The sequence below is a fragment of the Brevibacillus brevis NBRC 100599 genome (assembly GCF_000010165.1).
Classification (GTDB): domain Bacteria; phylum Bacillota; class Bacilli; order Brevibacillales; family Brevibacillaceae; genus Brevibacillus; species Brevibacillus brevis_D.
Genome location: NC_012491.1, coordinates 5,725,293 through 5,738,997, shown reverse-complemented (window position 1 = coordinate 5,738,997; position 13,705 = coordinate 5,725,293). Strand labels below are relative to the sequence as shown.

The following is a 13,705-nucleotide window of genomic DNA, read 5'->3' as shown; positions in this document are numbered from 1 at the left end:
TGTCTAGTACGTAACGGGGAGGATCTCTTGCATGAAACGCTATCTACTCATGTGGTTTATCGCTTTGCCGATCTTGCTCGTCCTCATGCCTGCTGCTCTGGTCTTTTGGTTTTCACCAGAAATAAGCCCTGTCAGTCAGCCTACTGTGGCCGTCCCGGAGCCTGCTATACCAGCGATGAAGGAGTCCGCTTCCTCTCTTCCGGTTAAGGTGTACCGTACAGAAAAGAAGGCCGTGGAAACATTACCGCTAGAAACGTATATTACGGGAGTCGTAGCGGCGGAAATGCCAGCCGAGTTCGAGCTGGAGGCTTTAAAAGCACAGGCGTTAGCGGCCAGGACCTATATCGTGCGCCGTTTAAAAGAGGGCAAGTTTGATGATGTGCCATCAGGCGGTCAGGTCTTGGATACGGTACAGCATCAAGTCTATATGGATGAAAAGCAGCGGCGTGAACGTTGGGGAGACCAGTACGAATGGAAAAACAAACGCATCCAACAAGCAGTTATGGCGACAGCAGGGGTGATCTTGACCTATCAGAACGAGCCCATTGACGCGACGTTTTTTTCCACCAGTAATGGTTTTACAGAGAACTCGGATGAATATTGGGAAAAGCCCATTCCTTATTTGAAGAGCGTTGCGAGTCCTTGGGATATTCAGTCCCCTCGTTATGAGGAAACGGTCGTCCTGTCCACAGTGGAGCTAGAAAAGAATTTGGGCGTCAAGCTCACACAGGAGGCTTCTACCAGTGGTTCCTGGTATCGGATCGAATCGCGTACAACCGGAAACCGCGTAGGAACCATCAGCATTGGCGGCAAGGAATTTACTGGACGAGAGTTTCGTGAAAAGCTGAACTTGAATTCCTCCTCCTTTACGTTGGACTTGCGCGGCAATCAGGTCTTCATTACGACTAAAGGGTACGGTCATGGTGTCGGGATGAGCCAGTGGGGAGCAAATGGAATGGCCAAAAGCGGCAAAAGTGCGGAGCAAATCGTCAAACACTTCTATCAAGGAATTAGTCTGCAAGAGTATAAAAGAGTAATCCCAGCCTAAAAGAAAAGCAAATTTTTACTTTTCCCTACTCTCTCAGGTTTATACGCCAAAATTCTGGCGATACTGAGGGATGAGGTGATGAATAAAATGGAAGATCAAAAAAATCAAAATCAACCGATTCCATTCAAGAAGGCAAGTTCTTGGAAAAAAGTCTTGGGCAAGAAATGGGCGTTTCCTGCAATCTACATCGGCACCGCAGCAATCATTCTCGCTTTTGTGATGTGGTATCAGGGCAATGTCATGGACACGGTATCTAAAATGACGAATGGCACAGATGGCGTGGCAGTGACAACTCCTACAGCTCCTGAGACGACTACACCGCAAAACGAAGAAGCGGTACCTGCTACAAGTGGCGTACAACCACTCGCTTGGCCAGTAGGAAAAGGCGTACAGTACAATGTGGGCATGAACTACTACGATGAAAAAGCCTCCAAGGAAAATCAGCAAAAAGCATTGGTGAGCTTCGACAACACCTTCTATCCGCACACAGGGATTGACCTCGTATCCACGGATGGAAAGGGCTTTGATGTCATCGCAGCCCTTGCGGGTAAAGTAGTAAAAGTGGTGAACGATCCACTTGTCGGCAACGAGATTGAGATTGAGCACGCTGGCAAAATGATTACGGTATATCAAAGTATGGAAAGCGTTACAGTCAAACCAGGCGATGAAGTGACACAAGGTCAAGTAATCGGGTCTGCTGGACGCAATACCCTTGAAAAAGACGCTGGCGCACATCTTCACTTTGAAGTTCGCATCGATAACAAGCCTGTCAATCCAGAGCAATACTTGATTCAGGCTGATACGGAAGTAAAAAATCAATAACGAATGAATGTAGAAAAACACCTGCAAACAACAACAATTGCAGGTGTTTTTTTGCATGTAGTACAAACTGTTGAAAAAAGATGCGGCCGTGCTGGCTTGTCAGGCTTGGAAACGTAGAATATGTGTCCCTACGCACCCATATATTGTATCAGACAATGTAGATACGAGGAGGCGAGTAATGTGCACGACTACATCAAAGAGCGGACCATCAAAATCGGCCGATATATTGTAGAGACAAGAAATACGGTTCGGATGATCGCCAAAGAGTTCGGTGTTTCGAAAAGTACTGTGCACAAGGACTTGACTGAGCGGCTGCCTGAGATAAATCCAGAGTTGGCGAACCAGGTTAAGGAAATTTTGGAATACCACAAAGCCATCAGACATCTTCGGGGGGGCGAAGCGACCAAAATTAAGTACAAACGACGTAGTAAAAAAGTACGAGTAGAACAGGAGGAGAGTGTGTAAGAAAGAATTTCCTTGTCCTCTCACGTAGAAGAGCCTATGATATTAGGTAGAAATGTAACTGGTAATCAGGGAGGACCTTTCATGTTTGGCAAAGATATCGGAATCGACTTGGGCACGGCCAATGTCTTGGTTTTTGTAAAAGGCAAGGGAATTGTCCTAGACGAACCATCTGTCGTGGCAATAGATAGTAAAACCAGAAAAGTTTTGGCCGTAGGAAATGAAGCCTATCGCATGGTAGGCCGCACCCCGGGAAATATCGTAGCGATCCGACCTTTGCGAGAAGGGGTTATCGCGGATTTTGAAATCACAGAGGCCATGCTGAAGCACTTCTTAAACAAAATTGGTGGAAAGAGCATGTTTGCCCGTCCGCGTATTTTGATTTGCTGCCCGACCAACATCACCTCGGTTGAGCAAAAGGCAATTCGTGAAGCGGCTGAGCGCAGCGGTGGAGCAAGAGAAGTATTTATCGAAGAAGAACCGAAAGTTGCCGCAGTTGGGGCAGGTATGGACATTTTTCAGCCGTCCGGTAATATGGTAGTGGATATCGGTGGGGGAACGACCGATGTAGCGGTATTGTCGATGGGCGATATTGTTACGTCTTCCTCCATTAAAATAGCAGGCGATACATTCGATGTGGCTATTATGCGTTACATAAAAAATAAATACAAATTGCTAATTGGAGAGCGTACGGCTGAAGATATCAAGGTTCAGATTGGAACCGTATCCGGCGGACGCCAGGACGAAATGGACATTCGGGGTCGAGACATGGTAAGCGGCTTGCCGCAAACGATTACCATTCGCTCCAATGAAGTCCAGGAAGCCCTGGCTGAGTCGGTGAGTGCAATTGTACAAGCTTCAAAATCTGTTTTAGAACGAACACCTCCGGAGCTTTCTGCCGATATAATTGATAAGGGTGTTTTCCTGACCGGTGGCGGCGCATTATTGCACGGTATTGACGAGATTCTGGCAGAGGAGCTGAAGGTTCCTGTGCTGGTAGCGGACGAGCCAATGATGTGCGTTGCAAAAGGAACAGGAATGATGCTGGACTATTTGGACAAGATGCCGGCTCACTCGAATAAGCGATTATTCAGGGGGTAAGATTTACGTGATCAGAGGCTTGTATACGTCTGCATCTGGCATGCTGGCTTTGCAAAACAGGCAAGAATCGCTGGCGAACAATTTAGCAAATATCAATACACCCGGGTTCAAACAGGACGTGGGTGTCATGCGTGCATTTCCGGAGCAATTGCTCTCGCGCATGAATGATAAGGAAGGACTGGATGTTCCGGGCATCCCTACTATGCCTGGACAGCCTGCCATTATCGGGCGTTTAAACACAGGGGTATACATGTCGGAGGCGCTACCGAATTTTGCGCAGGGGGATATTGAAGAGACACGCAATCCGTATGATCTTGCGTTGATGGACAATATCCAGCCAGATCAGAATGGCAATGAGCGGCGGTTGTTTTACAGTGTGGCGCGGATTGAGCAAGCAAATTTGGCACAGCCAGCACAGCAAGAGGATATCCGCTATACGAGAAATGGTAACTGGAGCGTGAATTCGGACGGGTACCTGGTGACAGCGGAAGGATATTATGTGCTGGATAGCTCTAATCAGGCGATTCGAATCAACCACGATCCCACACTCGGTACCAATGTCGGTCAAAACCTGAAAATTTCCGAGCGTGGCGAATTGATGCAAGTTACCATTGATCCAATCACAAAAGCAGAACAGTATACGGCGCTTCCTACTCATGCTAGATTGGGACTTGCAGTGGTAACCGATCCGCAGAAGCTTGTACGGGAAGGAACGAATGTTTTCCGATTTGAAGGCGACATAGCGGTAGAAGGGATTGATTTGGCAGAAGCCAACGATCAGGCTGCTATAACAGCAGGTACGTACAATACCCCTACGGTCGTGGGACGTTTCGGTACACAACAGGGCTGGCGTGAACGATCGAATGTAGACCCAGCCCAAACCATGACGAGTATGATGAGTGTGCTTCGCGCCTATGAAGCGAACCAACGGGTGATTACCACGATTGACGGTACGCTGGAAAAGGCTGCTAATGAAATTGGTCGGGTTAATGGATAATAGGAGGTAGGAAGGATGCAGTCGCTTAATATTTCTACATCAGCTATGCGCGGTATTCAGCAAGCGTTGGACAATACAGCCAACAACCTGTCGAACATTGATACGATTGGGTACAAGCGCAGGGTCGCATCGTTTTCCGAGCTTCTCACAGACTCAATGAATGAGCAGCCGGCAACGGACAACCAAAATCGTAATACACCAATGGGGATAAGAATCGGTAGTGGAGCGCATCTTGGCATGACCAAGCTGGATCTCGGTCAAGGCAGTCTCAAGCAGACAGATGTGCCAACAGATGTTTTGATTGAAGGAGATGGCTATTTTTTGGTCACTCGTAAAATCAAAGATGCGAATAACATCACCGTGGATGAAGAGAGTCGCTTTACGCGTAATGGCTCTTTTAAGCTGTCTTATGATGATGACAAGGGATACGTACTGCACACCAGTTCTGGCCATATTTTGACAGACGAAAATGGTGCGAATATCGTATTCCCGGAGCCAGTAAAAAACATCTCAATTTCTCCTGATGGTACTTTTAGTGCAGACGGAATGCCGGCACCTGTAAAAATTGGTGTATGGGATGTAGAGAACCCTGATCAGCTAAAGCAAGTCGGTGAGAATCTGTTTGATGCCGAATTGGCTTTCGGGGCAGGACCGCAAAGTAAATATACCAGTGCCTATGATAATGGTGTAACATTGCGTCAAGGTGCTCTCGAGTCATCAAACGTCAGCATGACAGAAGAAATGTCTCAACTGGTGAACATTCAGCGTGCGTATCAATTGAACTCACGTGCAATCGGCATCAGTGATCAAATGATGGGCATTGCTAACCAACTAAGAAGCAGATAAATCCATATCATTTCAACATGACGGAGGAGAGGAGCATGGAACAAGGGAAGAGCAAACGTTTCCCGCGTCAGACCGAAGAGGTTAAGTCAAAAGCAAGAGAGCGGGAACGGAGCGGCAAAAATTGGCGGCTGAGAGTTGCCAAGATGGTGCTGGTCCCACTCCTGCTGTTTTTCTCACTGGTCATTGGTCTGATGATCGGATACGGTGGAGTTGGTAAGAAGCCAATGTCTGATGTATTCGATCCAGGAACCTACAAACATATGTGGGATTTAATGTTTGAAGATACGTAAAAACGAAGCTGGACAAGCCCGAACCTATGGTTGGGGCTCCTATTTTTTCGAGGACTTGTTGTGGTGTTTGTCCACAGAGTATAATAGGTCGAGTGGTTGAAAAAGGAAGTGACGATTTGAATACGGAGGGATGATGTCCGTGAATCTTCCTAATTTGCTTACGATCTTTCGCATCGTGCTCATCCCTTTGTACCTGTATGTCTTTTTTTCGGAGTTTCCGTATCATGTTGAAATCGCTTTAGGCATTTTGATTTTGGCGGGAGTGACCGATGTTGCGGACGGGTACATCGCGCGGAAGCATAAGCTTGTGACCACCATCGGAATGATGTTAGATCCTCTGGCAGATAAATTAATGATGCTGGCGGTCATCGCCTCATTATTTTTGACGGATCGAATCAGTGTATGGGCGGCCCTGTTTTTCTTTGTGCGCGATCTGGCCATGATCGTAACAGGAGCTGTTTACCATTTCCGTGGCAAAAAAACTGTCCCGGCAAATGCCTATGGCAAGCTGACAACCGTTCTTTTGTATCTTGTCATTCCACTCGTTATGTACCGTTATGAGTACAGTGAAGCGATACTTTGGTCGGTTATAGCGTTCTCCTTTATTGCGAGTGCGATTTATCTGGCAAAGGCTCGACTATTGAACCGCGTATAAGGGTTCCTGCACGTTGAAAAAGAGCACTTCCCGCTTTTTTTGGGAGGAAGTGCCCCTTTTATCTTAACCCCGCTTGTCCGTTTAACTGGGGCGGGAGTTATGTATATTGTTTCGTCAGTTAAAGGGTATTCATGCATAGACAAGTCTAGTTAAGTATGGAAATGGAGCGATACATAATGGAAATCAAAGCGCCTTTGGATATTATGCAAATTCAGGAAATCATTCCGCACCGTTACCCGTTTTTGTTGATAGACAAAATTGAAGAGCTGGAGTTAGGAAAAAGAGCAGTTGGAATTAAAAATGTCACGGTAAATGAACCGTTTTTCCAAGGTCATTTTCCTGGTTTTCCAGTCATGCCTGGCGTCCTTATTGTGGAAGCGTTAGCACAGGTTGGAGCAGTAGCGATGCTCAGCATGGAGGAACATCAAGGGAAAATCGGGCTGTTTGCCGGCATTGATGAATTCCGTTTCAAAGATCAGGTGAAGCCGGGAGATACACTGGTACTAGAGGTTGAGCTTACTCGTGTACGTGGTACCGTCGGCAAAGGGCATGGAAGAGCACTGGTAAATGGGAAAGTAGTAGCAGAGGGTGGATTAATGTTTGCCCTGACGGCAGGAAATAAGACACATTCATGATCATCTTGAATGTGTCTTTCTTTTCGGGTAGAATGGCTAATGGGCAACTCCATGCTGAATAGGTAGTTTAAAAAGTCATCTTTTGATCACGAAGTAAGTTATGAATGCTTATTCGACATCGAAACTGGCGTTCACCATCGAAGTCCGGTGCTCATGTAGGTCCCCTACACTCCGCTCCTCCTTCTTCAGGTTCTCGCCATTTTCTCGGTGCTGAAAAGACGTCTTTTTAAACGTTCATTTACTAACAAGCACTTGAAGGTGAAGAAATGACCAAACAGGTCGCAACCATATTAGATGTGCCATTTACGACTCGCGGTTTTCGTGAGACTGTCGATCATATAACGGAGCGCATACAAGGCGGTCAAAAGACTCACGTGGTGACAGCCAATCCGGAAATCGTCATGGTAGCGAGAGAGAATCGCGCTTTCCGTTCTATTGTAGAACAAGCCTATGTCGTTCCAGACGGAATTGGAATCGTGTACGCTGCCAAATGGACGAATCAGCCGATTTATGAGCGCGTTACCGGTGTGGAGCTTCTGGAAGCGCTCATGGCGAAAGCCGATCAGCATCAGTGGGGCGTGTATTTACTCGGCGCCAAGCCAGATGTCATTCATTTGGCAAAAGACAAACTGAGTGCTCGTTACCCGAACGCCCGAATCGTCGGATGTCGGGATGGCTATTTTCGCCCAGAGGAAGAAACTCAAATTGTACAAGAAATTGCCGAAGCGAAACCGCAGCTCCTGTTCGTCGCGCTGGGTGCACCCAGACAAGACGAATGGATGGCGAAGTATCGCGATCAGTTAAATGCCTCCCTGATGATGGGGGTAGGCGGAAGCTTTGACGTCATTTCCGGGAAAGTGAAGCGCGCTCCCGAGATTTGGCAAAAACTGCATTTGGAATGGTTTTATCGACTTGCTTCTGAGCCTTCCCGCTGGAAGCGTCAACTGGCTATTCCTCGGTTTGTTCTAACCGTACTGAAAGAAAAATGGAGTAGCCGTTCCTAGATGCATCCGTAGAGAGGAGAACAGTCGATGTCTACACTAATCCTCGGATTTCTGACTTCGCTGATCATATCGTTTATTGCAACACCATATGTAAAAAACCTGGCTGTAAAAGTTGGAGCAGTGGATACTCCGAACCAGCGCAAGGTACACACGCGAATCATGCCACGTATGGGTGGCTTGGCAATTTATATCGGCTATCTGGTTGCGTTCTTCCTATTTGTCCCGCATACAAGCATGTCGGAAATGCTGGGAATTTTCATCGGAAGTACGATTGTTATGGTCGTCGGCATGCTCGATGACAAATACCAGCTCTCGCCAAAATGGAAGCTGCTCGGACAGCTAGTCGCAACAGCGATTGTCGTCATACCTTTTGGCTTGAAGATCGGCGTCGTGAATCTGCCGTATAGCGGAAGCATTGATTTTAGCAGTGGCTGGCTTGTCTGGCTCGCGATTCCGATCACGATGTTTTGGATTGTCGGTGTAACCAACGCAGTGAACCTGATTGACGGTCTCGATGGCTTGTCGGCAGGTGTGTCAGCAATTGCTGCCGGGACAATGGGTGTCATGGCCTTGTTGATGGATGATTACAAGGTATCGGCCTACTGTTTCGTGCTCCTTGGAGCGATCCTGGGCTTTCTCTACTTTAACTTTCATCCGGCTCGTCTGTTCATGGGCGACACCGGTTCGCTTTTCTTGGGGTTCAACCTAGCTGCACTATCCATCATGGGATTTAAAGAAGCGTTGTTCGTTTCTTTTATCATTCCAATCGTCGTGCTGGGTGTACCGCTCTGGGATACGTTCTTCGCCATCGTGCGCAGGATCGTGAACAAAAAGCCGATTTCGAGCCCAGACAAAGGGCATTTGCATCACTGTTTGCTGAACATGGGTCTGTCGCACCGCTCGACTGTACTCACGATTTACTCGATCAGCATTTTCTTCGGGACGATGGCGATCCTGCTGACGAAGACGACAAAGTGGACTACGATTATTGTCATGGTCGCTCTGCTGATAGTCATTCATCTCGGAACAGAGATCGTTGGACTTGTAAGTCGCCGTCACCGCCCACTAATTAATGCTTACAGACGCATCAAAATTAAACAGACGGAACAACAGCGTCGGACGAACTAAAAATAAACAGAACCCTAGCATCTAATGGTGCTAGGGCTTTTTTTCGCCAATATTTAGGGGGAAACACTTAAGTGCAGAAGGGAATTGTCCGATAAAAAGAGGGAGAAGGAAATTGCCCCATCATTTCGAGTGAGGGAAAAAAGATTCAAAAAAATACGGAGAGGTGAAAAAATGAATAAGTCATATCAACAATTCCGTCGTTGGCTAGCAATGTGCCTGACGATGATGCTGATTGTTACAGTTATGTTGCCAGCAGTGCCAGCTTCTGCGGCGCTGGGTTCCAACTGGTCAGGTTTCCAGACACTACCTGACTATGTTGTGACACCGACACCACCTGCTACTAATGGCGATGGTAAAAGTTATAGTACGCCGATCAAGACCCTAAGCAAACTGATCCATGGAGTCGAACTTACTTACACCGATAGCACCAAAAATGGTCAAGGTGTAGACGTACTGATTAATGATGTTCTACTTGCGAACAATCAATTATTCGAAAACAGCAAAATTAAACTGCCAGATTTTCAATTGAACAGCAGTGGAGCAGTCACAAAAGTTACAGTGAGGCCAAAAGTAACGGTCGATGTAACGAAAGATACAGCAGATATTTTCTTTCAGTACACACCAAACCCTTCTGCTCCAGGTTTAGGTCCGCTAAAATTTGATAATAATGGAGCTGGTAAGCATCAAAGTGATCCTATAAAGGTAACAAATCGAACAGTATCCAATTTGAAGTACAATTACACTATTTCAGACAAAGTGGATAAATCACAGGCAGTTGAGGTTCAAGTAAACGGTGTAACCGTTAGAACTGTAACTGGTTCTGGAGGTACCTTGCCAGATATCGATCTATCTCCTGGTCTGAATGCAGTTCAGTTGTTTGCTCCGAATACAGGAGAGCGCGCTATTGTCTATTACGAGTACAACTCTCAGAACAGCCCAATTTCCATTACCAACTTCTCTGGAGGAACGACAGCCTATACCCCAGTGATTTATGGAGACTCTACGATAACCTTGGTTGGTACGTATGGCAGTGGAGTAACAGGGAGTAGCTTGCGACTGAAGTTGATCACGAACAACGGCACTTCCACTCAAGACTTGGCCAATACTGCGCCAGCGATTAATGGCAGCAACTTTACATTTAGCAACATTGGTTTGAAGCCTGGTCTGAATCAGATCGCCTTCTACGAAAAAGTAGGAAATGTAACGAAAGAGCACTATCAGTTTTATGTTCAATACAACAATACACCACTTGTCAGTGACTTGAAAGTAAATGACACACCGCTGAACGATCCAAATGTCAACACGAATCCAACTTATATCACGGTTCCATCGCTCAACCGTCTGAATTTGAATATGGACGGGAAGGCGCTCAATGCGGACACCGTTGAAGTGAAAAACCTGCGTACAGGTGATGTAGTTAAAACCCAGGTGAACCGCACAGGTTCCTTTGGATTGAGTGTGCCATCCCAGCTTGGCGAAAATACTTTGGAAATCAGAGTCTTTAACCAAAACAAAGAGGTAGGTACCTTTGTCCGAAAGCTTTTGGTAACGACAACATCATCCGGAAGCTCTGATCAGTTTTACAAAGTAACGTTAGGGGGAGTAGCACTTCTGCCAAACCAGCAATCGACGATATCAGGTCCAGCTTCATCCCCAGAGATGGCGTTGAATGGCTCGGCACTGTTGAAGTTTGTAAATATTACAAATGAGCAGAAGTTCCAAGAATTCAAGATCACGATTTCTGATGGCAGTAATAAATATGAGTACACGTCTGCTCAGGGGGTAGGCTTCAAGGAGATAGGCAACCCGCAAAGCGGATTTACGGAATATGCGGTAGATATGGCGAAGGTACCTGCTGGAAGATTCCAGGACGGTAAAACGTATAAGTTATCTTTGAGCTATCAATATCTGTCAAAGGCTTCAGATAATACCGTATCGTCTCCATCCGGCTTTATTAATGTTGCGAACTACGAGTACGAATTCAAATACTTGGACGACTCGAAGCCAACCATTTCACAAGTAATTAATTTGGCAAACGGACAAGTATTGTCCCCGACGGCTACGAATATTATTGTTGCTTCACCGTTGGAATTGAAGGCAGTTACGAAGAATATTACAACTCCTACTAATGCAAAAATTACGTATAACGGGCAAGCATTGACTCCTGACGACTATGTAATTACGCCAGCAACATCGCCAGCGAAAGATGAATTTACACTTACCCTGAAAAAGCTGCCACAGGGTCAAGGGAAACTGGTCATTGACTATGTAGAAAATCCAAATTCGCTATCTGTTGCTTATACGCTGGATATTCGCATTACTCCATTTGCTCAAATCACTTATGTAGATGCAACTGGACAGGTACGCAGTTTTGAAGACGGATATCAAGTAAAGAGTGAGAATGACATCCGAAATCTCGACGGGAAAGTGTACAACTATGTTTTGAAGGATAATAACATTGAGGCAACCTTGAACGGCTCGCCCATCGAAGTTTCCGAAATTAGTACAAACAAAGGTACATTCCTAATTAAGAAAGATCAGCTCGGTTACAAAAAAGGTAACAACGTCCTGAAAATCACCTTGAAAGACGATCCAAAAACAGTATTCACCTATAACGTTTCCTACAACTCATCCAAGACGCCATCTGTAGAGAATGTGAAGTTGGAGATCATTTCCAATGGTAATACTGAAGAGTTGACCAAGAAAGCTGGAGATGCATCTTATAAGACAGGTGCCAACTTCTTGACCAACTTGAGCTTTACAGTAAATGATGCAACACATGTTTACATCGAAAAGAACGGAAAACGGATCAATGATTTCCGTTACAAGAGTGGAGATTGGGACCAAGATACGACAAACCAGGAATACGTAAAAGCGCGCCTGGAAGCATCGTTGAATAATGATTTGGAAGACTTGTTTGACGAGACAAACATTGATTCACAGTCCCGTTCCCGATTTGAAGGGAAGATGAGCACGAAGAAATATGGTGATCTTGTTGAAGAAGTACAAGACGCCGTGACTGATGCCAAGGCACAGGAACAGAAACTAGCCCTTTTCCCTCTGACTTTGAAAAAGGGTGGAACAACGGTCTACACCATCGTAGCTGAAGATGACAATGGTACTGTCATTCGCTATGACATCAACATCGATCAGAAATATTCCAGCTGGGAAGTACTATCCCCAGTAAAAGCAAAAGAAAACGATCCATACGTGATTGTAAATAGTAACAGTGCAGTTGTGAAAGTGTTTGCGGAAAATGCAGACAAAGTATTGTTCGGAAAAACAGAAGCAAAAGTGACCAATACAAGCAATCCTGACTTCTATTACGATGATAAGCAGGGCAAGACCATACCAGAGACTTATTACGTGTTTACATCTACTGTTCCACTTAAAAAAGGTCTAAACGCAATTAAATTCTCGGTCGTGGTTGGCGATAGCACCTATAAAGACGAAATCAAAATCTACAATGCAAGTTCAACTGTAAATGGTGCAGAATATCGCGATGTATTAGGAAAGAAAACTGCTTTTAGTGTGTTTGATAAGCAATTTGACCTGAAGTTCCCGAAAGGTACCGTATTGCTGTCGCCAGATGATAGCCGTGCTGGTCAAGAAGTGAAGAATCCAAACGGAGATATTTTTGTTGATGTACCTCTATACTTCGGTATGGCAGACCGGACAACAGGACAAATATCCATCGACGAGGATAATCTGGAAGAACGACTGGTTCTGGAAGCTAACTTCAACTATGCAAGTCCCCTGTACTATGTGGATGCAGGTGATACAGAAGCTCCGGGTGGTCGTGATCCATACTTCGATGAAGGCGATGCGGAAGACTTCAAGAGTCGTTGGCAAGACAATCTGGTTCCTAGCCTTCGCGGTACAATTACCATCAAATACGATCCATCCATTGTAAACGCAGCGAATAACATCCTGACCGTTTTCTACCACAATGGGGATGAATGGAGAAATATTGGTGGCGTAGTGAGTACAAGCAAAAAGACTGTTACGGTGCCGTTTGCTGGTTTTGGTTATTACATGGTCATGAAGACGAGAGAAACTTACGATGATGTCATTCGACATGATTTCGCCCGTGATGCAATTGAAACGCTGTACGCTAAAGGAATCATGCCAGCATACAGTGGAAGCAGCTTTGGGGCTAACCGTGACATGACTCGCGGCGAGTTTGCAACGATGCTGGTCAAAGCGATGGATCTGCCAATTAACGCTGGACCATATCGGGATAGCAACGAGCGTGATCCGTTAGAACCGACCTTTACCGATGTGCGTCCGAATCGCGATTCGTGGGATTATGAGTACAAATACATTGAGACGGCTGCTCGCGCTGGGATTATTCGTGGAAAACAACCAGGGTACTTCCGTCCAGATGAAAATCTTACTCGCGAAGAAGCTGCGATCATGATCTCACGTGCGCTTAATCTCAAATTGGGCACACTCGATGCTTCTAAACTGGCTTTGAACAAAATGTTCACAGATGCCAAAGACGTTAGCTACTATGCAGCTCCATCCGTACTTGCTGTCAGCAAGGCGAAACTGATGAACGGCGAAATAGATAATCCAGGTGAGAAAAAGTCAACCTACAGCTTCAAACCAACAAACAACCTGACTCGTGCTGAGATGGCTGTCATCACTATTCGTGTCATGGTCCAACTCAAAAAACTGCCTAAGCAGTAAGCCGAGATATTTCGCCCTATATAAT

The 13,705-nt window shown here is 45.9% G+C and carries 12 protein-coding genes; all 12 read left to right on the top strand.

The window, feature by feature from the left end:
• The first annotated feature begins 31 nt into the window (after positions 1-31).
• The 12 genes from spoIID to BBR47_RS27105 all read left to right on the top strand — a co-directional run bounded on the left by spoIID (position 32) and on the right by BBR47_RS27105 (position 13,680).
• Positions 32-1,048, top strand: a complete 1,017-nt coding sequence (gene spoIID, locus BBR47_RS27160) for a stage II sporulation protein D (RefSeq protein ID WP_015893603.1) — start codon at positions 32-34, stop codon at positions 1,046-1,048.
• 87 nt (positions 1,049-1,135) lie between these two features.
• A complete protein-coding gene (locus BBR47_RS27155) occupies positions 1,136-1,870 on the top strand; it encodes a M23 family metallopeptidase (protein WP_015893602.1) in 735 nt (244 codons plus the stop codon).
• A 180-nt stretch (positions 1,871-2,050) separates the two neighbouring features.
• Positions 2,051-2,335 (top strand): sporulation transcriptional regulator SpoIIID, encoded by a 285-nt coding sequence (spoIIID, locus tag BBR47_RS27150; RefSeq protein ID WP_003388385.1) that lies wholly within the window; start codon positions 2,051-2,053, stop codon positions 2,333-2,335.
• An 81-nt stretch (positions 2,336-2,416) separates the two neighbouring features.
• The gene (locus tag BBR47_RS27145) at positions 2,417-3,433 is read left to right on the top strand and encodes a rod shape-determining protein (protein ID WP_015893600.1); all 1,017 of its coding nucleotides are present in this window, start codon (positions 2,417-2,419) and stop codon (positions 3,431-3,433) included.
• A 7-nt stretch (positions 3,434-3,440) separates the two neighbouring features.
• Entirely contained in the window at positions 3,441-4,430 is a 990-nt protein-coding gene (locus BBR47_RS27140; RefSeq protein WP_015893599.1) for a flagellar hook-basal body protein, read from the top strand.
• Positions 4,431-4,445: 15 nt separating this feature from the next.
• Positions 4,446-5,276, top strand: coding sequence for a flagellar hook-basal body protein (locus BBR47_RS27135; protein ID WP_015893598.1), 831 nt, complete (start codon positions 4,446-4,448; stop codon positions 5,274-5,276).
• Positions 5,277-5,311: 35 nt separating this feature from the next.
• The gene (locus tag BBR47_RS27130) at positions 5,312-5,566 is read left to right on the top strand and encodes a DNA-directed RNA polymerase subunit beta (protein WP_015893597.1); all 255 of its coding nucleotides are present in this window, start codon (positions 5,312-5,314) and stop codon (positions 5,564-5,566) included.
• 133 nt (positions 5,567-5,699) lie between these two features.
• Complete coding sequence (locus BBR47_RS27125) at positions 5,700-6,221, top strand: CDP-alcohol phosphatidyltransferase family protein (protein ID WP_015893596.1); 522 nt, start codon at positions 5,700-5,702, stop codon at positions 6,219-6,221.
• Between the two features lie 176 nt (positions 6,222-6,397).
• Positions 6,398-6,856 (top strand): 3-hydroxyacyl-ACP dehydratase FabZ, encoded by a 459-nt coding sequence (gene fabZ, locus BBR47_RS27120; RefSeq protein ID WP_015893595.1) that lies wholly within the window; start codon positions 6,398-6,400, stop codon positions 6,854-6,856.
• Between the two features lie 266 nt (positions 6,857-7,122).
• Positions 7,123-7,860, top strand: a complete 738-nt coding sequence (locus BBR47_RS27115; RefSeq protein WP_015893594.1) for a WecB/TagA/CpsF family glycosyltransferase — start codon at positions 7,123-7,125, stop codon at positions 7,858-7,860.
• A gap of 27 nt (positions 7,861-7,887) precedes the next feature.
• Positions 7,888-8,988 carry a glycosyltransferase family 4 protein gene (locus tag BBR47_RS27110; RefSeq protein WP_015893593.1) on the top strand — a complete coding sequence of 367 codons (1,101 nt, stop codon included), beginning with the start codon at positions 7,888-7,890 and terminating at the stop codon, positions 8,986-8,988.
• Between the two features lie 171 nt (positions 8,989-9,159).
• Positions 9,160-13,680 (top strand): S-layer homology domain-containing protein, encoded by a 4,521-nt coding sequence (locus BBR47_RS27105; RefSeq protein WP_015893592.1) that lies wholly within the window; start codon positions 9,160-9,162, stop codon positions 13,678-13,680.
• Positions 13,681-13,705 lie beyond the last annotated feature (25 nt).